Consider the following 20,670-nt stretch of genomic DNA (forward strand, 5'->3'; position numbering starts at 1 on the left):
GGACGGCGGCCGGAGGCGGCGGCCGACGACAGGGCCTACGCCGGGCTCGAACCCCCCGGCTTGTCGCCGTCGTGGCGCTCCGTCGTGATCTGGCTGCCGCCCGGGCCGATGCGGATCTCGAAGTCGCCGTCGTACTTGGCGTGACCCTCGATGACCGCCGACTCCACGGCCTCCACGCCGAATTCGCGGCGCACGATCAGGGGGTCCTGGCGCAGGTCGCGCAGCAGGGCCACGCACATGCCGATCATGACGATGGTGAAGGGTGCCGCGACCAGGATCGTCAGGTTCTGGAGGCCCGCCAGGGCGTCGCCCTTGCCGTTGCCGATGAGCAGCATGACGGCGGCGACCGCTCCGGTGACGACGCCCCAGAAGATGACGACCCACTTGGCGGGCTCCAGGATGCCCTTCTGGGACAGGGTGCCCATCACGATGGACGCGGCATCCGCGCCCGAGACGAAGAAGATGCCGACGAGGACCATCACCAGGATGCTCATCAGCGTGGCGACGGGGAACTGCTGGAGTACGCCGAAGAGCTGCGCCTCCTGCGTTTCGGCGCCGCCCAGCTTGCCGGCCTCCTGGAGCTTGATGGCGGTGCCGCCGAAGACGGCGAACCAGATCAGGCTGACGGTGCTGGGCACCAGGATGACGCCGCCGATGAACTGGCGGATGGTGCGGCCCTTGCTGATGCGGGCGATGAACATGCCGACGAACGGCGTCCAGGAGATCCACCAGGCCCAGTAGAAGACGGTCCAGCTGCCGAGCCAGTCGGCGACCTCACCCTCACCGGTGGCCTCGGTGCGGCCCGCGAGCTGCGGAAGATCACCGAAGTAGGAGGCGATCGAGGTGGGAATGAGGTCGAGCACGATGATCGTGGGGCCCGCGATGAAGACGAACACGGCCAGGATCAGGGCCAGCACCATGTTGATGTTGGACAGCCACTGGATGCCCTTCTCCACCCCGGAGACCGCCGAGGCGATGAACGCGACGGTCAGCACGGCGATGATCAGGACGAGCAGACCGGTGCCGGTCTTCTCCTTCCAGTTCAGCTCGTGGAAGCCACTGCCGATCTGCAGGGCTCCGAGGCCCAGCGAGGCGGCCGAGCCGAAGAGCGTCGCGAAGATGGCCAGGATGTCGATGAACCGGCCGAGGCCGCCGTGGGCGTGGCGGGGGCCGATCAGCGGCTCGAAGACGGCGCTGATGGTCTGCCGCCTGCGCCGCCGGAACGTGCTGTACGCGATGCCGAGGCCGACCACCGCGTAGATCGCCCACGGGTGCAGCGTCCAGTGGAACAGGGTGGTGGCCATGGCCGTCTGCATCGCCTCGGCCGCGTCCGCGGGTCGGGTGCCGGGCGGCGGGTCGGTGAAGTGGGCGAGCGGCTCGCTGACCCCGTAGAACATCAGACCGATGCCCATACCGGCGCTGAACATCATCGCGACCCAGGAGACCGTGCGGAACTCCGGCTCCTCGCCCTCCTGGCCGAGCGTGATGTTTCCGTACCGGCTGATCGCGAGCCACAGGGCGAAGACCACGAACCCGGAGGCGGCCAGCATGAACGCCCAACCGCCGTTGTGGATGAGGCCGTTGAGGGCCTTGCCGGAGACGTCCTCCAGCGAGTCGGTGGCGGTGGCCCCCCAGATGACGAAGGCCAGGGTGAGGCCGGCCGTCACGCCGAACACCACCCGGTCGGTGACGGGGCGCCGGCCGTGGCCCGGTTCGCCGGGGAGGTCGGCCGTCACCGGCGAATCCCCTCTGCCGCCCGTTCTCTGATCGTCCTGCGACACGAATGGCACCTTTCACGGAAACGGACAAATCGCTCTCCGTAGGCAGTACCACACCCCACATGGATCTTTCGGGATCAACAAGCGGTATCGGGTTGACCGTTTGTGAGGTGATATGCGGCCCGTACGTCCAGCAGCAGCGGGATCAGCTTGCGGGCCGGCTGCCGCAGGGGTACGTAGACCCCGTCGCCGTCCGGCCGGGAGGTGACGGCGTGCAGTGCGAGTTCGTCCCGGACGCGGACGAACTGCTCCTGGGTGAGGCGGTAGCCGCAGGGCGGGTCGGTGAGGGTGTCGCCCGGCGCCGGGGCCTCGTCGTCCGAGCCTCCGAGGAACACGGGCCCCCGGTCGTCGGCCCCGGCCGTGCGGGAGGCGGCGGTGGCGGCGGCGATGCCCGCCCGCTGCTCGTCCGCGTACCGGAAGAGCGCCTTGAGGACCACACGTTGGGAGGTCACGCGGCGGCGGGCGTTGAGGGCGGGGTCGGCGCGCTCCTCGGTGGAGAGCGCGTCCGTGCGGGATTCGGCCAGCAGTCCGACCGCGTGGGTGAGGCCGGCGAGGTTGCGCAGGATGCGCTCCTGGCCGTCGCCGGCGGTCCGCTTGACCGGGTGGCCGGTGGCCGGGTCGGTCCAGACGCCGTACAGACCGGTGCCGAATCCGGCCTTCCCGGCGGCGGGCCGCACCCGGTCCAGGGCCAGGGCCCGCGCCTCGTCGTGCAGCCGTGCGTCGGTGTTGGGGTTGCGGGGCCACAGGACGAGCAGGTCCTTGTCGTAGTACGGCGCGTTCGCGGCGTACTCGTGCAAGTCCTCGATCACATCGGGCTCGTGGTCGCGCAGGACGGCGGCGACGGCACGGGCCTCCGGACTCCGCAGGGCGAGGTGGTCGCGGTTGATGTCCACGCCGTCGCCGTTGGTCCGGGTCCCCGCGGCCAGGCCGTCGGGGTTGGCGGTGGGCACGACCAGGACCTCGGTCCGGGCGAGGAGGGCGCGGGTGCGGGCATCGGTGGCGTACGCGAGGTCCCGGACCGTGGTCAGGCACGCCTCGCGCGCGGCCGGTTCGTCGCCGTGCTGGCCGCAGACCAGGAGCACGGTGAGCGCGTCGGGGTCCGTGCCGCCGATCCGGACGAGGCGCAGGGGGCGGCCCCGGGCCGTGGTGCCGATCCGTCGCACGGAGACCTTGTCCCCGCGCCGGGCGAGGCCCGTGAGCAGGGACGCCTCCTCGGACTGCCGGGTCCAGCGGGCTCCGCCGGAGACCTCGAAGCCGGTACGGGGCGCGGCGGTGCGGGCGGCGTCCGAGGGGACGCCGAGCAGGGGGACGGTCAGCGCGGCGGAGACGACCGCCAGGGCGAGATCGCGGGCACGGCCGCGCCGGGGCAGCCGCCGTCCCCCGGCCGTCGGCGCGATCGGCATGGGCGGAAGGTACTGCGGCGCCGCGGCACGCGGTAGCCCCGTGCACGCGCGATGTCCGGAACCGGGCAGGAGGTTCCGGCCCAGGTGGGCCGGTCCCGGCCCACCTGGGCCGGGACTAGGCTGGCGGGGCCGGCCGACCGGCCGGACCCGATGTGCCACAGAGGAGCGTCCCTTGCCCGGTCCGTCCCCCGATGCCCCGCTCCACGCACGTCCCACGCTGGAAGCGGTGGCGGCCCGTGCCGGAGTCTCCCGGGCGACGGCCTCCCGGGTGGTGAACGGGGGCGCGGGTGTCCGGCAGCCGCTCGTGGACCAGGTGCGCAAGGCGGTCGAGGAACTGGGCTACGTCCCGAACCACGCGGCGCGCACCCTGGTGACCCGGCGCAACGGGGCGGTGGCGGTGATCATCGACGAGCCCGAGGTGCGGATCTTCTCCGACCCGTTCTTCTCCCAGCACATCCGGGGCATCAGCCGTGAACTGAACGCGCACGACGCCCAGTTGGTGCTGCTCCTGGTGGAGGGCCGCGGCGACTTCGAACGGGTCAGCCGCTATCTGGGCGGCGGCCATGTCGACGGGGTGCTGGCCTTCTCCCTGCACACCGACGACCAACTCCCGGCCGCCATAAGGCGTTTCCGCGTTCCGGTGGTCTACGGCGGCAGGCCCGGCCGGCCGGGCGCGCCGACCGAAGCGGTGCCCTTCGTGGACTGCGACAACCGGGGCGGCGCCCGGGAGGCGGTACGGCATCTGGCCGGGCTCGGCCGCTGGAACATCGCGCACATCGCGGGCCCGCGTGACCAGACCTCGGCCCTGGACCGGATCGACGGCTACGCGGACATCCTGCCGGACGCCGACCCGGCGCTGTTCGCGGAGGGCGACTTCACCGTGGAGGGCGGCGCCCGGGCCATGGCCGAGCTGCTGGAGCGGCGGCCGGACGTGGACGCGGTGTTCGCGGCGAACGACCTGATGGCCTCGGGCGCGCTGCGGGTGTTGCGGGAGCGGGGACGGCGGGTGCCGCAGGACGTGGCGCTGGTCGGCTTCGACGACATGGAGTCGGTGGCCGAGGCGACGGACCCGCCGCTGACGACGATACGTCAGGACGTGGTGGGCATGGGCCGGTTGATGGTCCGGCTGCTGATGGAGCGGCTGGAGGACGGGGGCGCGGGTCCGGAGTCGGTGATCACGCCGACGCGGCTGGTCCGCCGCGTCTCGGCCTGAGCCCGCCCGCGCGCGTCGCCCGGTACGCCGCCCGCGCCCGGCGGGCTCGGGGCAGGTAGCGCAGGCGCTCCGGCAGGGCGGGGACGACCAACCGGACCACCGTGCAGAACCTCCGCAGGGCGCGCTCCTGCGCTTCGGTCCACTCCAGCCCGATGGCCTCGCGGGCGTCGGGCGGCATGAGTCCGACGGTCAGGAACGAGCGGAACCGGGCGAGCGGCGGGAGCAGCACCGGCCACACCGCCCTGAGCAGCAGCCGCAGCGCCCACGGTCCCCGGTCCGGCGGCGGGACGGGGGTGCCGGTGGCGACGAGCTCCGCGACGACCGGGGTCTTCTCGATCTCGTCGGCCAGCATGGCGTGGTAGTACGGCCAGAACTCCTCGATCGTCTGCGGCATGTCCCGGTCCTGGATGCCGAGCACCCGGCCGACCTGGAGCCATTCCGCGTACAGGGCGCGCTCCTGCTCGTGGCTGAGCGGGCGCAGCAGGTAGCGGGCGCCGTGCCGGTAGACGGGGTAGCCGGTGGCGTGCACCCAGGCGTAGTTGGCCGGGGTCAGGGCGCGGTAGGGGCGGCCCCGGGTGTCGGTGCCCTGGATGGTGCGGTGCAGGCGGCGGAGCCTGCGCCCCTCCTCGGCGGCTTCCTCGCCTCCGTACACCCAGAGCTGGAGCGAGCCGAGGGAGCGCTCGCCGCGTCCCCAGGGGTCCGTACGGAACACCGAGTGCTCGTCCACGCCCGCGCCGACGGCGGGGTGGGCGACCTGGAGGGTGAGGGCGGCGGGCAGCATCAGCAGGGCCCGCACATCGCCGGACAGGCTCCACAGCACACCGCCGGGCGGGGGCGGCACGGGGTCGGTCCTGTTGCTCATGCGGTGCTCCCGGCAGTGGTGTTGACGGCGTCGATGAAACAAGTCGATAGTATTTGTAACTTTGACTCTCCGGAACAGACGTGCCGTCACCTCGCTCCGAAACAGGCGCGCTGACGCCGGGACACGGGCAGGAGGGCGCACCATGGGCCGGTACAGCCGCCTGCGTGAGATCCGCCGGATGGACCCGGCGCGGGACTGCGCCGAGATCCTTCGGCTGATCTCCCAGTACGAGTTCCCGTGGGACTACCGGCAGGGCGTGAGCGTGGCGTTCCTGCGTGATTACGGTGTCCCCCGGATCTCCGTGCTCCTCGACCGCGCCCAGGAGTTCGAGCGCCACGGGCAGAAGCAGTACGACGACACGGTGCTGATCGGGTACGAGATGGCGGCCGACGGCTTCGACTCGGAGCGGGGGCGGGCGGCGGCGCGGCATCTGAACCGCATCCACGGCAAGTACCGCATCGGGAACGACGACTTCCGGTACGTCCTGGCGCCGACGGTCGTGGGGCCGAAGCGGTGGATCGACCGGTACGGCTGGCGCCCGCTGTGCGCGCAGGAGGTGCGGGCGCCGGCGGAGGCGGGGCGGCGGACCGGAGCGATGATGGGCATCGCGGACGTGCCCGACACGTACGAGGGGTTCGAGCGGCTGCTCGACGCGTACGAGGAGCGGATGTTCGCGTACGACCCGGCGGACCGGCGGGTGGCCAGTGCGACGTTCCGGGTGATGGCGAGCTGGTACCCGCGCCCGCTGCGGCCGTTCGTCGCCCGGTTCGCGCTGGCGGTGCTCGATGAGCCGCTGCTGAGGGCGCTGGGCTTCCGTCCGCAGCCCCGGTGGGTGCGGACCTCGGCATCGTCGGCGCTGCGGCTGCGGGCGCGGTGCGTACGCGGGATGCCGGCCAGGCCCCGCCGCCTCCCGGCCCGGCCGCGGCCGCGTTCGTACCCCTTCGGCTGGCGGCTGGACGACCTCGGGCCGCACTGGGCGCGGCCGGCCGCTGGAACCGCTGCCGGACGAGGGCGCCGTCCGCCCGGGGCCCGAGCGCGGCTGAGGGCGCACGGTCAGGCGGGATCGAAGCGGGCCTGCAGCTCCCGGGCCTCCTGGGTGCGGTGGTGGTCCGGGCCGAAGGCGGCCAGGCAGGCGGCGTGGCCGGCGTCGGCCCGGGCGCGGGCTTCCGCGACGCGGCCCAGGCCCAGCAGGGCGGTGCCGGCGGCCAGGTCCACGGCGCCCGCCTCCGGGCCGGGCCGCCCCTCGGTGAGGGCGCGGTGCAGTTCGCCGGCGGTCGTGGCCTCGGCGAGCGCCTCCCCGTGGCGTGCCTGGCCGTTGAGGCTGCGGGCGAGGGCCAGTTGCAGCACGAGGCGGACGCGGTGTGTCTCGGTCATCCGCGTCAGCGCGTCACGGGCCAGCGCCTCGGCCCTCACGTGGTGCCCCTGTGCGTTGAGGGCGTAGGCGAGCCCGTTCGTGGCGGCGGCCGCGACGAGCCGGGTGTCCTCGTCCGTGGCGTCGGCCGTGGCGCGGACGATCTCCTCGGTCTCCGTCTCGCTCTCGGCGTAGCGGCCCAGCGAAGCCAACTGCTGGGCGCGGTCGGAGCGGAGTTTCAGGGTCTGCAAGTGATCGGGCCCGAAACTCTCGCGGCAGAACGACAGCGCCTCGTCGTACGCGGTCACGGCCTCGGCGTGGCGGCCCTGGGCGCCGGTGGCGACGGTGACCAGGGTCAGCGCCACCAGGAGCTCTCCCCGGGCGTCGGGCCGTGACCGGGCCACGGCGCGCGCCTGCGCCTCCGCCTCGGCGTAGCGGCCTGCCTGGTGCAGCTCGGCGGCGCGGATGACGGGGGACGGTTGCGTACGTCTGACGCGTGATCGGAAGAACTTCATGGCCGGAGCTTAGAGAGGGGGCGCGTGGTGTCCCGCGCCGGGGCGCTCCGCCTCAGGCGGCGAGCAGCGGCACCAGGCAGCGGCGGGCGAAGTCGCGGACCTGGGTGTCGTCGTCCAGCTCGAAGCAGCTGACCGGGTTGAGGAGGAAGGAGACGGTGATCCGGACCATGAGCTCGGCGACGGGTGTCGGGTCGGTCTCCGGTCCGCCCTCCAGCCGCCGCACCTCGCGCAGCCTGCCCGCCAGATAGCCCCGGATCGCGAGGAAGGCGGGGCCGCTCCCCACGGTGAGGAAGGGCAGCATGGTCTCGGGCTCCAGGCGCAGCAGCCCGCCGATGAGCGGGTGTTCGCGGATGTGCCGGAGCACGGCGACGAAGCCCTCGACCAGCCGGTCCTCGGGGGTGGGCAGCGCGGCGACGGCCTCGTCCACCTCCTCCACGAACCTGCGGTACTCACGCAGCAGGCACGCGGACACCAGGCTGTCCTTGTTGCCGATCCGCCGGTACACGGTCACCCGGGACACCCCGGCGCGCCTGGCGATGTCGTCCACGGTGGACCGGCGCAGCCCGAAGGTCATGAACTGCTCGCGCGCGGCATCGAGGATCTGCTCCCCCAGTGCGTCGGTGGGTGCGCCGGGCCCCGCCTCTTCCCTGCCGCGTACCCCCATGAGCCCTCCCCGGTCAGCCCGCACACCCGCAACAGAGTGACACGCCTCGTATCCCCGTGCCAGGCGGGGCGTCAGCCCGGCAGCGGCTTGCGGTAGCGCACGTACTCGTTGCGGCGCCGGAAGCCGACGCTCTCGTAGAGGTCGTACGAGCGGTGGGGGTTGGCCGTCCCGGTGTACAGGCGGGCGCCGGCGGCGCCGTGTTCGCGCAGGCTGCGCAGGCCCGCGAGCAGGACGGCCCGCCCGACGCCCAGCCGCCTGGACCCGGCGCGCACGCTCACCTCCTCGACCTCGCCGGTCGTGCGGTCCCGGGCGCGGAGCGAGCAGAGGGCGACCCCCGCCATCTCCTCGCCCTGCCAGGCGGCCCGCCAGCAGGCCGGGTCCGCCGTGGCCAGGAAGCGGTCGTACGGCCACTCCTCGGTGAAGGCGGCGTCCCGGTACGAGTCGACCACGGTCCGCCAGGCCGCGCGGTAGTCGTCCGGCCCGACGGGCCCGATCCGGATGCCGGGCGGCGGCTCCCCGGCGTCCGGCAGCGCGCCCAGGTCCGGCAGTTCCAGCTCGACCAGGCTGAACACGCGCCGGTATCCGGTGTCCGTCAGCAGCCGCGCGGCCTCCCGCTCCCCGGCCATGGCGTTGGCACCGAACACCGCTGTCGCCGCCGTGCCCTGCTCCGCGACGAGCCCCCGGACGTGCCCCTCGGCCCACGCGAGCATGGCCGAGCCGACGCCGCGCCCCCGGTGGCCGGGCAGCAGGTGGCCCCGGTGCAGATACAGCCAGGTCCCGTCCCGCTCCCGCCACCACCGGACGGCCGCGTACCCGACGACGGCACCGCCGTGCTCGATGAGGACCTGGTCGCGGGCCGGGTCCGCGAGCGCATCGGACGCCGTGCCGATCGCCTCCGCGTCCGGCAGCCCCTCCACGACCGAGCCGGGGTCGACCCGGTCGTGCTCCGCGCTGCCCGCGCGCACGGCGGCCATCGCGCTGTGGTCCTCGGCGCCCCGGTACGCCCTCAGCACGTACCCGGGCACGCCGGTCCCGCTCTCCGCCATGACTCCCCCTCCCGATGCCCCGCCGGGGCCTCAGCCGAAGTCGTCCACGGTCACCGACAGGCGCCGGGCCGTCAACCGCGTTTCTGTTCATGCTGGGCGGCGGCACCGGCAGCGGCCCGCCCGCACTTTCACATCAGTGGTGAGACAGCAATACTGTTGCACCGAGCACCGGACACGAGGAGCGGACATGGCGACCGAGGCCGAGGAGCCGAGGCTCACCGTTGACGAGCTGGCGGCTCGCGCCGGGGTGACCGTGCGGACGGTGCGGTTCTACAGCACCCGGGGGCTGCTGCCGCCCCCGGTGATCGGGCCGCGCCGGGTCGGGCACTACGGGCACGACCACCTGTCGCGGCTGGCGCTCATCGAGGAGCTTCAGCACCAGGGCATGACGCTCGCCGCGATCGAACGGTACCTGGAGCAGCTGCCGCCCGATCTGAGCGCCCACGATCTGGCCATCCACCGCGCCCTGGTCGCCTCCTGGGCGCCGGACTCGCCGGAGGACGCCTCGCGGGCGGAGCTGGAGCGGCGGGCCGGACGGTCGCTGAGCGGTCAGGACCTCGACCGGCTGGCCGCGCTGGGGGTGCTGGAGCGGGCCGCGCCCGAGGACGGGGTCTTCCGGCTGGACCCGGGGCTGCTCCGGCTCGGCGTGGAGCTGCTCGACGTGCCGATCGCGCACGAGACGATCCTCGCCGCCCGTACGGTCCTGCTGGAGCACACCCGGTCGGCCGCGCAGGAGCTGACCCGGTTGTTCCGGGACGAGGTGTGGAATCGGTACCGGGAGCGGGAGGCGGACCCCGAGCACGTCAAGGCGATGAAGTCGCTGTCCGCGCACATGCAGCCGATGGTGCTCCAGGCCCTGGTGACCGCGTTCCAGCGGTCGCTGAAGGAGGAGCTGCGGGCGGCGTTCACCGCCGAGTGAGCGCACGGAGTGCCGTACCGCCCGGGAACGGCGGTACGGCACTCGGCGGACCGGGTCAGTCGTGGAAGGTCTCGCCCTTCTCCGCCTTCTCCACCAGCAGCGCGGGCGGCAGGAAGCGGTCCCCGTAACGCTCGGCGAGTTCCCGGGCGCGGGCCACGAAGCCGGGCAGGCCGCCCTCGTAACCGTTGATGTACTGGAGCACGCCGCCGGTCCACGGCGGGAAGCCGATGCCCATGATGGAGCCGATGTTGGCGTCGGCGACGGTGATCAGGACGTTCTCCTCCAGGCAGCGGACGCTGTCCAGCGCCTCGGAGAAGAGCATGCGCTCCTGCATGTCGGTGAACGAGATCTCCGTGTCCCGCTTCGCGCTGTGCCCATCCGGGGAGCGACCCCCGGAACCCCCGAAATGCTCGCGCAGGCCCGGCCACAGGCGGGTGCGCCTACCCGTCGCGTCGTACTCGTAGAAGCCCGCGCCACCGCTGCGGCCGGGGCGGCCGAACTCGTCCACCATCCGGTCGATCACGGTGTCCGCCGGGTGCTCGGGCCAGGTGCCGCCCGCCTCCTCGACGGCCTTGCGGGTCTCGTTGCGGATCCTGCGCGGCAGGGTGAGCGTCAGCTCGTCCATCAGCGAGAGCACCTTCGCCGGGTATCCGGCCTGCGCGGCGGCCTGTTCGACGGAGGCGGGCTCGACGCCCTCGCCGACCATGGCGACGCCCTCGTTGATGAACTGGCCGATGACGCGCGAGGTGAAGAAGCCGCGCGAGTCGTTGACGACGATCGGGGTCTTCCTGATCAGGCGGACCAGGTCGAACGCGCGGGCCAGCGCCTCGTCCCCGGTCTTCTCGCCCTTGATGATCTCGACCAGCGGCATCTTGTCGACCGGCGAGAAGAAGTGCAGCCCGATGAAGTCGACGGGACGCGAGACGCCTTCGGCAAGGACCGTGATCGGGAGGGTGGAGGTGTTGGAGCAGAGCAGCGCGTCGGGCTCGATGACGTCCTGGATCTCCTGGAACACCTTGTGCTTGAGCGCGGTGTCCTCGAAGACGGCCTCGATGACCGCGTCGCAGCCCGCGAGGTCGGCCACGTCACCGGTCGGGGTGATGCGCGCCAGCAGCTCGTCGCGCTCGGCCTCGGTCGTACGGCCCCGGGACAGCGCCTTGTCGAGCAGTTTCTCGCTGTACGCCTTGCCCTTGGCGGCGGCCTGCGCGGAGACGTCCTTGAGGACGACCTCGATCCCGGCCCTGGCGCAGGAGTACGCGATGCCCGCGCCCATCATCCCGGCGCCGAGGACGGCGACCTTGCGGACCCGGCGCTCCTCGATGCCCTGGGGGCGGCTGGCACCGGAGTTGACGGCCTGGAGGTCGAAGAAGAACGCCTGGATCATGTTCTTGGAGACCTGGCCGGTGACCAGCTCGGTGAAGTACCGGGCCTCGATGGTCAGGGCGGTCTCGAAGTCGACCTGGGAGCCCTCGACGGCGGCGGCGAGGATGTTGCGCGGCGCGGGCATGGGCGCGCCCGCGATCTGCTTCTTCAGGTTCGACGGGAAGGCCGGCAGGTTCGCGGCGAACTTCGGGTGCGACGGGGTACCGCCGGGGATCTTGTAGCCCTTGACGTCCCAGGGCTGCCGGGACTCCGGGTGGGCGTCGATGAAGGCGCGGGCCTTGTCCAGCATCTCCTCGGGCGTGGCGGCGACCTCGTGGACGAGGCCGTTCTCCAGCGCGCGGCGCGGGGTGTACTGGGTGCCCTGGAGGAGGACCTTGAGCAGGGCGTCCGCGATGCCCATGAGGCGCACGGTGCGGGTGACGCCGCCGCCCGCGGGGAGCAGGCCGAGGGTGACCTCGGGGAGGCCGATGCGGGAGCCGGGCGCGTCGAGGGCGATGCGGTGGTGGGAGGCGAGCGCGATCTCGTAACCGCCGCCGAGGGCCGCGCCGTTGATGGCGGCGACGACCGGCTTGCCGAGGGTCTCGATGCGGCGCAGCGAGTTCTTGATGGCGGTGCCGGTGTCGAACGCGAGCTGCGCGTTGTCCGGACCGATCCGGATCATTTCCTTGAGGTCGCCGCCGGCGAAGAAGGTCTTCTTGGCGGAGGTGTAGATGACGCCCCGGATGGAGTCCTTCTCGGCCTCGGCGCGGTCGGCGACGGCCGCGATGGAGTCCTTGAACGCCTGGTTCATCGTGTTGGCGGACTGGTGGGGATCGTCCAGTACGAGGGTGACGACGCCGGTCTCGTCCTGTTCCCAGCGGATGGTCGTGCTCTCGGTCATGGGTGTGTCTTCTCCGTAGGAAGGGGACGGTCAGAGACGCTCGATGACGGTGGCGACGCCCATGCCGCCGCCGACGCACAGGGTGGCGAGGCCGTAGCGCTGGTCCCGCCGCTCCAGCTCGTCGATGAGGGTGCCGAGGATCATGGCGCCGGTGGCGCCCAGCGGGTGGCCGAGCGCGATGGCGCCGCCGTTGACGTTGACCTTGTCGAGGGAGACGCCCATGTCCCGGACGAAGCGCAGGACGACCCCGGCGAAGGCTTCGTTGATCTCGATGAGGTCGATGTCCTCGATGGTCAGTCCGGCCTTGGCGAGCGCCTTGCGGCTGGCGGGGGCGGGGCCGGTGAGCATGATGGTCGGCTCGGAGCCGGAGACGGCGGCGGAGACGATACGGGCGCGCGGGGTGAGTCCGTAGCGCTCGCCGATCCCCTGGTTGCCGATGGCGACGAGGGAGGCGCCGTCCACGATGCCGGAGGAGTTGCCCGCGTGGTGGACGTGGTCGATCTTCTCGACCCAGTGGTACTTCTGGAGCGCCACCGCGTCGAAGCCGCCCATCTCGCCGATCGTCGCGAAGGAGGGCTTGAGCGCGGCCAGCGAGTCGGCGGTGGTGCCGGGGCGCATGTGCTCGTCGTGGTCGAGGACGACGAGGCCGTTGCGGTCCTTGACGGGGACGACGGACCGGGCGAAGCGGTTGTCCTTCCACGCCTCGGCGGCGCGCTCCTGGGAGAGCGCGGCGTACTCGTCCACATCGCGGCGGGAGAAGCCCTCGATGGTGGCGATGAGGTCGGCGCCGATGCCCTGCGGGGCGAAGCCGGTCTCGTAGTTGGTCATCGGGTCCATCGCCCAGGCGCCGCCGTCGGAGCCCATCGGCACGCGGGACATCGACTCGACGCCGCCCGCGAGGACCAGGTCCTCCCAGCCCGAACGCACCTTGGCGGCGGCCAGGTTGACGGCTTCGAGGCCCGAGGCGCAGAAGCGGTTCTCCTGGACGCCGGCGACGGTGTCGGGCAGGCCGGCCGCGATGGCGGCGATCCGGGCGATGTCGGAGCCCTGGTCGCCGAGCGGGCTGACCACGCCGAGGACGATGTCGTCCACGGCGGCCGGGTCCAGGCCCGGGAAGCGGGCGCGGATCTCGTGGATCAGGCCGACGACGAGGTCGATGGGCTTGGTGCCGTGCAGGGCGCCGTTGGCCTTGCCGCGGCCGCGCGGGGTGCGGATCGCGTCGTAGACGAATGCTTCGGTACTCAAGACAGCTGCCTTTCGAGGGTGGTCCGGGGAGGCGGGGTCAGGCGAGCAGCGAGCGGCCGATGATCTCCTTCATGATCTCGGTCGTGCCGCCGTAGATGGTCTGGATGCGGCCGTCGGTGAATGCCCTGGCCACCGGGTACTCCGCCATGTAGCCGTAGCCGCCGTGGAGTTGGAGGCAGCGGTCCGCGACGCGCTTCTGCAGTTCGGTCGCCCACCACTTCGCCATCGAGGCGTGCACGGCGTCGAGGGTGCCGTCGGAGTGGTCCACGATGCAGCGGTCCAGGAAGGCCCGGGTGACGGCGCACTCGGTGGCCATCTCCGCGATCTCGAAGCGGATGTGCTGGAGCTTGGCGAGCGGCCGGCCGAACGCCTCGCGCTCCTTCACGTACGCGGTGGTGATCTCCAGGAGGTGTTCGGCGGCGGCGATCCCGGCGACGGCTATGCCCATGCGTTCCTGGGCGAGGTTGGTCATCAGGTGGAGGAAGGCGCCGTCGCGCTCACCGAGCAGGTTCTCCTTGGGGACACGCACGTCGTTGAAGAACAGCTCGGCCGTGTCCTGCGACTTCTGGCCGATCTTGTCGAGGTTGCGGCCGCGCTCGAAGCCCTCCGCGCCGCGCTCGACCACGATCAGCGAGAGGCCCTTCGCACCGCCCTCCGGGGTGGTCTTCGCGACGACGACCACCAGGTCGGCCAGGATGCCGTTGGAGATGAACGTCTTGGAGCCGTTGAGCAGCCAGTGGTCGCCCTTGTCCTCGGCGGTGGTGCGGATGCCCTGGAGGTCGGAGCCGGCGCCGGGTTCGGTCATCGCGATGGCGGTGATGGTCTCGCCGCTGCAGAAGCCGGGCAGCCAGCGCCGCTTCTGCTCGTCGGTGGCGAGGCCGGTGAGGTACGGGCCGATGATGTCGTTGTGCAGCCCGAGCGCGATTCCGGGGGTGCCGGCCCGGGTGAACTCCTCGGCCAGGACCGCGCTGTAGCGGAAGTCGGTGGTGCCGCCGCCCCCGTACTCCTCGGGCACCGCGAGGCCGAGGAGGCCCTGCCGGCCGGCGGCGCGCCACGCCTCGCGGGAGACGATGCCGTCCTTCTCCCACTGCTCGTAGTGCGGAAGGACCTCCTTGGCGAGGAAGGTGCGCACGGTCTCGCGGAACGCGTCGTGCTCTTCGGTGAAGATCTGCCGCTGCATCAGGGAGTGGGGTCCTTCCGGGTGGTCCGCAGGCCGGGCACGTCCCAGTCGGCGGCGACGGCTTCGGTGTCCGCGCCCGGCAGGACGGGCCCGGTGCGCACGGACGTGGGTGTGGCCGAGAAGCGGGGCGCGGGCGCGGGCTGGGTGAGTCCGCCGTGCTCCACGAAGGTGCCGCGGGCGGCGAGATGCGGGTGGTGCGGGGCCTCACGGAGCGAGAGGACCGGCGCCACACAGGCGTCCGACCCGTCGAAGAGCTCGGTCCACTCGGCGCGGGTACGGGTGCGGAACCGGTCCGCGACGGCGGCGCGCAGCTCGTCCCAGCGGCCCAGGTCGTTCCGGTCCGGGACGGTGTCCGCGATACCGAGGAGCTGCGCGAACTCGTCGTAGAACCGCTGTTCCAGCGGGCCCACCGCCATGTACTGCCCGTCGGCGGTCTCGTACGAGCCGTAGAACGGGCAGCCGCCGTCCAGCAGGTTGGCGCCGCGCCGGTCCTGCCAGCCGCCGGCCGCGAGCATGCCGTGGATCATCGTGGCGAGGTGGGCGGCGCCGTCCACGATCGCCGCGTCGACCACCTGTCCGGAGCCGCCGGGCGTACGGGCGTGCTGGAGGGCGGCGAGGATGCCGACGACGAGGTAGAGCGAGCCGCCCGCGTAGTCGCCGACCAGGTTGGCGGGGACGGTGGGCGGCTCGTCCGGCCGGCCGATCATGGAGAGGGTGCCGGTGAGCGCGATGTACGCGATGTCGTGCCCGGCGCGCTCGGCGAGCGGTCCGTCCTGGCCCCAGCCGGTCATCCGCCCGTAGACCAGTCGCGGGTTGCGGGCCAGGCAGGCGTCGGGGCCCACGCCGAGGCGTTCCGCGACGCCCGGCCGGTAGCCCTCGATGAGGACGTCGGCGCGGGCGGCCAGGTCCAGGACGGCGGCCGGGCCGTCCGGGGCCTTGAGGTCGACCAGCACGGAGCGCTTGTTGCGGTTGGTGAGGTCGCGGGCCGGGTCGATGCCGAGTCCGGCGCCGCCGGGGCGGTCGACGCGCACCACGTCGGCGCCCAGATCGGCCAGCAGCATCGCGGCGAACGGGCCGGGGCCGATACCGGCGAGCTCCACCACCCGGATCCCGTCGAGGGGCCCGCGCGGGCCGTTCCCTGTACTCGCCATCGAGCCCCCAGCGGTATGACACAACTGATGTAACATCGATGATGCTAAGAACGCACCGCGCTCCGCACAACCCCCTGGGCCGAGCAAGCGCTTAGTTCTTTTCGCGGATCCTCATGGATACTCCCCCATGGCCCCCTCCCGCCCGCACACCGCCACGGCGGCCGCGCTAACCTCTGCTCGCCCCATCCGGTGCCGTCCCCCGCGGAGGCTTTCGTGAACAGGCAGAACGGGGCCGCACGCCCCTATGACGTAGTCCTTTTCGGCGCCACCGGCTTCGTGGGCGCGCTCACCGCCGAGTATCTGGCCCGGCACGCCCCCGACGGCTGCCGCTGGGCCCTCGCCGGGCGCGACCGCGCCAAGCTGGAGAAGCTGCGCACCCGGCTGACCGCCCTCGATCCGCGATGCGCGGACCTGCCCCTGCTGGAGGCGGACGCGGCCGACTCCGCTTCGCTGCGCGCGCTCGCCGAGTCGGCGCACGTGGTGGCCACGACCGTCGGCCCCTATGTCTGGTACGGCGAGCAGCTGGTCGCCGCCTGCGCGGAGGCGGGGACGGACTACACGGACCTGACGGGCGAGCCGGAGTTCGTGGACCGGATGTACGTGGCGCACGAGACCCGGGCCCGCGAGACCGGCGCCCGCATCGTGCACGCCTGCGGTTTCGACTCCGTGCCGCACGACCTCGGCGCCTACTTCACGGTCCGGCAACTGCCGGAGGACGTGCCGCTGCGCGTCGACGGCTTCGTCCGCAGCAACGCCGTCTTCTCCGGCGGTACGTTCGCCTCGGCGCTCACCGCGATGGGCCGGGGCGCCCAGACGGCGCGCGCCGCGAAGGAGCGCCGGCTGTACGAACCCCGGCCGGCCGGCCGCCGCGTCCACGCCCCGCTCGGCCGCCCCCGCTTCAGCCCGGAGACCGGCACCTGGGCGCTTCCGCTGCCGACGCTCGACGCGCGGGTCATCGCCCGCTCGGCGAAGGCGCTGCCCCGCTACGGCCCCGACTTCCGCTACCGCCACTACGCCTCGGTCAAGCGCCTCCCCGTGGCCCTCGGGTCCACCGCCGCGCTCGGCGTGCTGCTCGGCGCCGCGCAGGTGCCGGCCGCGCGGGAGTGGCTGATGGGGCGTTACGAGCCCGGCGCGGGCCCGGACGCGGAGCGCAGGCGGCGCAGCTGGTTCACCGTGCGGTTCGTCGGCGAGGGCGGCGGGCGGCGGGTGTTCACGGAGGTGTCGGGCGGCGATCCGGGGTACGACGAGACGGCGAAGATGCTCGCGGAGTCCGCGCTGTGCCTGGCGCTGGACGAGCTGCCGGCCACCTCGGGGCAGGTCACGACGGCCGCCGCGATGGGCGACGCGCTGCTGGACCGGCTGGTGGCGGCGGGGCTGCGGTTCCGGGTGGCGGCGGTGCACTGAGCGGCTTCAGCCGGTGGCCTCGCGCAGGGCCCTGCGGCAGAGGGCGTCCGCCCTGCGCGTCGTCTCCGGCTGCCGGAAGTGCCGGGCGAGCGCGAGGGTGTGCGCGACGGCGTTGTCCAGACCGGTGCGGTGCCCGACGGAGACGTAGACCGGTTTGGTGCCCGCCCGGGTGCGCAGGGCCCGGCCGACCTCCTCCGCCCCGTCCAGCAGCGGCGACTGGTCCCCGCGCTCCGGTCCTGGCGGTTCGTGGGTGAAGGTGAACGGGCTCTTGGCGACGCCGATGACCGGGAGCCCGGTGAGGACGCCGAGGTGGCTGGCGAGGCCGAAGCGGCGGGGGTGGGCCCTGCCGTACCCGTCGCAGACGACGAGCCCGGGGTCGGCGCCCAGGTTCTCCAGGGCCGCCAGGACGGTCGGCATCTCGCGGAAGGCCAGCAGCCCCGGGACGTACGGGAAGCTGACCCGGCCGACGGCGGTCGCCTCCTCCACCACCTCCAGCGTCGCGGCGTCGAGCACGACGGCCGCCGCCGCCACGATGTCCCGGTCGTCGTCGTAGGCGACGTCGACCCCGGTCACCCGGCCGGTGCCTGGTGGCGGGCCCGGCTCGTCGAGGATCACCCGGCCGCGCAGGGTCTCCTGCACGGCACGGGCCTCGGCGGCGTCGGAAGGCATGGGAAGCGCTGTCATGGTGCGCCACCCTAGGCGGTGCTCTCAACGCCCCCGCCGGTAGCCTGAGATCATGTTCGTACTTGAGCTGTCCTACACCGCCCCGCTGGACCGCGTCGACGCGACGCTGGACGCGCACGTCGCCTGGCTCGACCAGCAGTACGAGGCCGGGGTGTTCATCGCCTCCGGGCGCAAGAACCCCCGGGACGGCGGGGTGATACTCGCGGTCGGGGACGACCGGGCGGCGATCGAGCGGCTGGCGTCGAGCGATCCGTTCGTGGTCGAGGGCGTCTGCGCGTACCGGATCACCGAGTTCATCGCCACCAAGACGTCGGACGCGCTCGCCCCGTACCGCCAGCGGCTCTGACGGATGCTCCGCCCGTAACGGGGCACGTGAACAGGCAGCGGCGTGCGGTGATACAGCTCACGCCGTTTCCCGATGCACGGATCGGCGGCTTCCGTCGTCTTTACGGGTGCCGGGAACCGTTCGTCCGGTCGCGAGAGGGAGCAGGTTCGTGTCCACGGTCATCGAACAGTCCGTACAGGCCCGCATGGTGGCGTCCGCGCCGCGGATGGAGACGCTGCCCGCCGTCCTGAGCTATGACCGGGCGGACCCCTTCGCCGTACGCATGGCGTTCCCCGCGCCGGCGACGCTGGAAGGGACGGAGGTGTCCTGGCAGTTCTCCCGGGACCTGCTCGCCGCCGGGATGGAGGTCCCGTCCGGGCTCGGGGACGTACGGGTCAGACCGTTCGGTTACGACCGCACGGTGCTGGAGTTCCACGCCGCCGAGGGGATCGCGATGGTGCATGTGCGCACCGAGGATCTGCGGCGTTTCCTGCGGCGGGCCCAGGAGCTGGTGCCCGGCGGCCACGAGCACCGCTTCCTCGACCTGGACCGGAATCTGACCGAGCTGTTCGGTTCCCGCTGAGTCCACGCCCCTTGCGCGCGGGGCCCGTCAATTCGGTTGCCCCCTCTCCGAGCCCCGCGTAACTTCTCCGGTGTCCTTGTCGTCGCTGAATGGAGCAGGCCGTTGAAGGTCTGAGGTCCCGAGACACCGTGTCGCGTGCCATGACCGGCCTATGCCGTGTCCGCGCGCCCGAGTGCGACCTCAGCTCTCCGAGCCGTCCTCCGCGACCAGGGCCTTCCCTCCGCGATCCCGGAATTTCCGCCGGAACGCGTCGAATGCCAGTGGCCGGTGTCTCGTCCCGTTGCCCTGTCCTTCCTCGCAACCGGGAGATTCCTCATGTCTGCCCCCACCGCCCACATCACCTGTTCCGCGCTCTCCCTGGTCTGGCCCGACGGCGGCCGGGCCCTGGACGGCCTCCAGCTCTCCGTGGGCCCCGGCCGCACGGGGCTCATCGGCCTCAACGGGGCCGGAAAGTCGACCCTGCTGCGGCTGCTGGCCGGGGAACTCGAACCCACCGGGGGCCGGATCACCGTCTCCGGCGACGTGGGCTACCTGCCGCAGAACCTGGTCCTGGACACGGAGTTGCGCGTCGACGCCGCGCTCGGGATCGACACGGTCCGTGCGGCGCTGCACGCCATCGAGGCCGGTGACGTCGGCGAGGAGCACTTCGCCGCCGTCGGCGACGACTGGGACGTCGAGGAGCGGGCCCGCGCCACCCTCGACGGACTGGGCCTCGGCCACATCGGGCTCGACCGCACGATCGGCGAGATGTCGGGCGGCGAGTGCGTGATGCTGCGGCTGGCCGCGCTCCTGCTGGCCCGGCCCGATGTGCTGCTGCTCGACGAGCCGACGAACAACCTGGACATGTACGCCAGGCAGCGCCTGTACGCGGCGGTCGACGCCTGGCACGGGGTGCTCGTCCTCGTCAGCCACGACCGGGAACTCCTGGAGCGCGTCGACCAGATCGCCGACCTGCGGGACTCCACCGTCACCTGGTACGGCGGCAACCTCTCCGCGTACGAGGAGGCGTTGGCCGTCGAGCAGGAGGCGGCCGAACGCATGGTGCGCGTCGCCGAGGCCGACCTGAAGCGGCAGAAGCGCGAACTGGTCGAATCGCAGGTGAAGTCGGCCCGGCGCAGACGGTACGGCGAGAAGCTGTTCGAGCAGGGCAGCGTGCCGAAGATCGCCGCGAGCGCCCGCAAACGCTCCGCCCAGGAGTCGGCGGGCAAACAGCGCCTGATGCACACGAGCCGGCTGGCCGACGCCAAGGAGCGCCTGGACGAGGCCGTCGACGCCGTCCGCGACGACGACGAGATCAGAGTCGAACTGCCGCACACCCGGGTCCATCCGGGCCGGGGCGTGCTGGTCCTGCGCGATCTGGAACTCGCTCACGGGGCACGGGTGCGGGGCCGGTACGAGGTGCGCGGTCCGGAGCGCATCGCGCTGGTGGGGCGCAACGGGGCGGGCAAGACCACGCTGCTCCGTACGCTCGCCGGCGAGCTGGCACCGGTCTCCGGGGAAGCGGTCACCGAGGTCCCGCTGCGCTTCCTGCCCCAGCGGCTCGACGTGCTGGACGACGGGCTGAGCGTGGTGGAGAACGTGGCGCGGTTCGCCCCGGACGCCACCAACAACCACATCAGGGCGAGGCTGGCGCACTTCCTCTTCCGGGGTGCGCGGGCGGACCGGGCGGCGGGGACGCTGTCGGGCGGGGAGCGGTTCCGGGCGGCGCTGGCCGCGCTGCTGCTGGCCGAGCCCGCGCCCCGGCTGCTGATGCTGGACGAGCCGACGAACAACCTCGACCTGGCGAGCGTACGACGGCTGACCGAGGCGCTGGGGGCGTACGAGGGGGCGCTCGTCGTGGCCAGTCACGACGTGCCGTTCCTGGAATCGCTGGGGATCACCCGCTGGCTGCTGCTCGACGGCGAGCTGCGGGACACCACGGCCGAGGAGGTACGTGCCGGGCTCTGACGCGGGAACGAGGGGGTGTGCGCCGGTCCGGCGCACACCCCCTCCGGCCTTCGGTCACGCAGAGTGAGCGACGCTCGCCCGTTCGGGCTTGGCCAGAGCCTTACCGCCGCTTTAACCTACGGTCTCGTAACCTACGA

17 protein-coding genes and 1 pseudogene are annotated in these 20,670 nt (G+C 72.6%); 7 read left to right on the forward strand and 11 right to left on the reverse strand.

Features of this window, described 5'->3' with window-relative positions:
• Nucleotides 1-35: 35 nt before the first annotated feature.
• Both OG867_RS01805 and OG867_RS01810 read right to left on the reverse strand, forming a co-directional pair.
• Nucleotides 36-1,781, reverse strand: coding sequence for a BCCT family transporter (locus OG867_RS01805; RefSeq protein WP_406281914.1), 1,746 nt, complete (start codon nucleotides 1,779-1,781; stop codon nucleotides 36-38).
• Between the two features lie 74 nt (nucleotides 1,782-1,855).
• Entirely contained in the window at nucleotides 1,856-3,181 is a 1,326-nt protein-coding gene (locus tag OG867_RS01810) for a M14 family metallocarboxypeptidase (protein WP_406281917.1), read from the reverse strand.
• 172 nt (nucleotides 3,182-3,353) lie between these two features.
• Between OG867_RS01810 and OG867_RS01815 the strand changes: the two genes are divergently transcribed.
• Nucleotides 3,354-4,394 carry a LacI family DNA-binding transcriptional regulator gene (locus tag OG867_RS01815; RefSeq protein ID WP_328903663.1) on the forward strand — a complete coding sequence of 347 codons (1,041 nt, stop codon included), beginning with the start codon at nucleotides 3,354-3,356 and terminating at the stop codon, nucleotides 4,392-4,394.
• On the opposite strand, the gene OG867_RS01820 is transcribed toward OG867_RS01815, so the two are convergent.
• Nucleotides 4,357-5,256: an oxygenase MpaB family protein gene (locus OG867_RS01820; protein ID WP_406281921.1), complete on the reverse strand. Its 900-nt coding sequence runs from the start codon at nucleotides 5,254-5,256 to the stop codon at nucleotides 4,357-4,359. The two genes, OG867_RS01815 and OG867_RS01820, sit on opposite strands and share 38 nt — an antisense overlap.
• A gap of 142 nt (nucleotides 5,257-5,398) precedes the next feature.
• On the opposite strand from OG867_RS01820, the pseudogene OG867_RS01825 reads away from it, so the two are divergent.
• Nucleotides 5,399-6,299: pseudogene (locus OG867_RS01825) on the forward strand (oxygenase MpaB family protein).
• A gap of 10 nt (nucleotides 6,300-6,309) precedes the next feature.
• Here OG867_RS01825 and OG867_RS01830 read toward each other — a convergent pair.
• From OG867_RS01830 to OG867_RS01840, 3 genes are all read right to left on the reverse strand, one after another.
• The gene (locus OG867_RS01830; RefSeq protein WP_406281924.1) at nucleotides 6,310-7,122 is read right to left on the reverse strand and encodes a tetratricopeptide repeat protein; all 813 of its coding nucleotides are present in this window, start codon (nucleotides 7,120-7,122) and stop codon (nucleotides 6,310-6,312) included.
• A 52-nt stretch (nucleotides 7,123-7,174) separates the two neighbouring features.
• A complete protein-coding gene (locus OG867_RS01835) occupies nucleotides 7,175-7,786 on the reverse strand; it encodes a TetR/AcrR family transcriptional regulator (protein WP_406281927.1) in 612 nt (203 codons plus the stop codon).
• Between the two features lie 71 nt (nucleotides 7,787-7,857).
• A complete protein-coding gene (locus OG867_RS01840; RefSeq protein ID WP_328903659.1) occupies nucleotides 7,858-8,832 on the reverse strand; it encodes a GNAT family N-acetyltransferase in 975 nt (324 codons plus the stop codon).
• A 187-nt stretch (nucleotides 8,833-9,019) separates the two neighbouring features.
• Here OG867_RS01840 and OG867_RS01845 point away from each other — a divergent pair, with 187 nt between their 5' ends.
• Complete coding sequence (locus OG867_RS01845) at nucleotides 9,020-9,751, forward strand: MerR family transcriptional regulator (protein ID WP_328903658.1); 732 nt, start codon at nucleotides 9,020-9,022, stop codon at nucleotides 9,749-9,751.
• Nucleotides 9,752-9,806: 55 nt separating this feature from the next.
• Here OG867_RS01845 and OG867_RS01850 read toward each other — a convergent pair whose 3' ends face one another.
• Genes OG867_RS01850 through OG867_RS01865 form a run of 4 tightly spaced genes read right to left on the reverse strand, consistent with a single transcriptional unit; the run spans nucleotide 9,807 to nucleotide 15,590 of the window.
• The gene (locus OG867_RS01850) at nucleotides 9,807-12,014 is read right to left on the reverse strand and encodes a 3-hydroxyacyl-CoA dehydrogenase NAD-binding domain-containing protein (RefSeq protein ID WP_406281930.1); all 2,208 of its coding nucleotides are present in this window, start codon (nucleotides 12,012-12,014) and stop codon (nucleotides 9,807-9,809) included.
• A gap of 30 nt (nucleotides 12,015-12,044) precedes the next feature.
• Nucleotides 12,045-13,259 carry an acetyl-CoA C-acetyltransferase gene (locus OG867_RS01855; RefSeq protein WP_406281933.1) on the reverse strand — a complete coding sequence of 405 codons (1,215 nt, stop codon included), beginning with the start codon at nucleotides 13,257-13,259 and terminating at the stop codon, nucleotides 12,045-12,047.
• Nucleotides 13,260-13,296: 37 nt separating this feature from the next.
• Entirely contained in the window at nucleotides 13,297-14,439 is a 1,143-nt protein-coding gene (locus OG867_RS01860; protein ID WP_328903655.1) for an acyl-CoA dehydrogenase family protein, read from the reverse strand.
• Complete coding sequence (locus tag OG867_RS01865; RefSeq protein ID WP_328903654.1) at nucleotides 14,439-15,590, reverse strand: CaiB/BaiF CoA-transferase family protein; 1,152 nt, start codon at nucleotides 15,588-15,590, stop codon at nucleotides 14,439-14,441. The genes OG867_RS01860 and OG867_RS01865 overlap by 1 nt, the downstream gene beginning before the upstream one ends.
• 213 nt (nucleotides 15,591-15,803) lie before the next feature.
• On the opposite strand from OG867_RS01865, the gene OG867_RS01870 reads away from it, so the two are divergent.
• Entirely contained in the window at nucleotides 15,804-16,994 is a 1,191-nt protein-coding gene (locus OG867_RS01870; RefSeq protein ID WP_406281937.1) for a saccharopine dehydrogenase family protein, read from the forward strand.
• 6 nt (nucleotides 16,995-17,000) lie between these two features.
• Here the strand turns inward: OG867_RS01870 and OG867_RS01875 are convergent, their stop codons facing one another.
• Nucleotides 17,001-17,663 (reverse strand): endonuclease V, encoded by a 663-nt coding sequence (locus tag OG867_RS01875; protein WP_406290704.1) that lies wholly within the window; start codon nucleotides 17,661-17,663, stop codon nucleotides 17,001-17,003.
• Between the two features lie 67 nt (nucleotides 17,664-17,730).
• On the opposite strand from OG867_RS01875, the gene OG867_RS01880 reads away from it, so the two are divergent.
• The 3 genes from OG867_RS01880 to OG867_RS01890 all read left to right on the forward strand — a co-directional run bounded on the left by OG867_RS01880 (nucleotide 17,731) and on the right by OG867_RS01890 (nucleotide 20,533).
• Entirely contained in the window at nucleotides 17,731-18,024 is a 294-nt protein-coding gene (locus OG867_RS01880) for a YciI family protein (RefSeq protein ID WP_328903652.1), read from the forward strand.
• 148 nt (nucleotides 18,025-18,172) lie between these two features.
• Entirely contained in the window at nucleotides 18,173-18,586 is a 414-nt protein-coding gene (locus OG867_RS01885; protein WP_328903651.1) for an SsgA family sporulation/cell division regulator, read from the forward strand.
• A gap of 315 nt (nucleotides 18,587-18,901) precedes the next feature.
• A complete protein-coding gene (locus tag OG867_RS01890) occupies nucleotides 18,902-20,533 on the forward strand; it encodes an ATP-binding cassette domain-containing protein (protein WP_328903650.1) in 1,632 nt (543 codons plus the stop codon).
• The last annotated feature ends 137 nt before the right edge of the window (nucleotides 20,534-20,670 follow it).

This window comes from Streptomyces sp. NBC_00209, from assembly GCF_045206345.1.
In the GTDB taxonomy this organism is placed as follows: Bacteria; Actinomycetota; Actinomycetes; order Streptomycetales; family Streptomycetaceae; genus Streptomyces.

Bases quoted from the DNA above. Each gene is read 5' to 3' on its own strand.
- OG867_RS01810 (WP_406281917.1), bottom strand. From the start codon at position 3,181: ATGCCGATCGCGCCGACGGCCGGGGGACGGCGGCTGCCCCGGCGCGGC.
- OG867_RS01820 (WP_406281921.1), bottom strand. From the start codon at position 5,256: ATGAGCAACAGGACCGACCCCGTGCCGCCCCCGCCCGGCGGTGTGCTG.
- OG867_RS01830 (WP_406281924.1), bottom strand. From the start codon at position 7,122: ATGAAGTTCTTCCGATCACGCGTCAGACGTACGCAACCGTCCCCCGTC.
- OG867_RS01835 (WP_406281927.1), bottom strand. From the start codon at position 7,786: ATGGGGGTACGCGGCAGGGAAGAGGCGGGGCCCGGCGCACCCACCGAC.
- OG867_RS01840 (WP_328903659.1), bottom strand. From the start codon at position 8,832: ATGGCGGAGAGCGGGACCGGCGTGCCCGGGTACGTGCTGAGGGCGTAC.
- OG867_RS01845 (WP_328903658.1), top strand. From the start codon at position 9,020: ATGGCGACCGAGGCCGAGGAGCCGAGGCTCACCGTTGACGAGCTGGCG.
- OG867_RS01850 (WP_406281930.1), bottom strand. From the start codon at position 12,014: ATGACCGAGAGCACGACCATCCGCTGGGAACAGGACGAGACCGGCGTC.
- OG867_RS01860 (WP_328903655.1), bottom strand. From the start codon at position 14,439: ATGCAGCGGCAGATCTTCACCGAAGAGCACGACGCGTTCCGCGAGACC.
- OG867_RS01865 (WP_328903654.1), bottom strand. From the start codon at position 15,590: ATGGCGAGTACAGGGAACGGCCCGCGCGGGCCCCTCGACGGGATCCGG.
- OG867_RS01875 (WP_406290704.1), bottom strand. From the start codon at position 17,663: ATGCCTTCCGACGCCGCCGAGGCCCGTGCCGTGCAGGAGACCCTGCGC.
- OG867_RS01880 (WP_328903652.1), top strand. From the start codon at position 17,731: ATGTTCGTACTTGAGCTGTCCTACACCGCCCCGCTGGACCGCGTCGAC.
- OG867_RS01890 (WP_328903650.1), top strand. From the start codon at position 18,902: ATGTCTGCCCCCACCGCCCACATCACCTGTTCCGCGCTCTCCCTGGTC.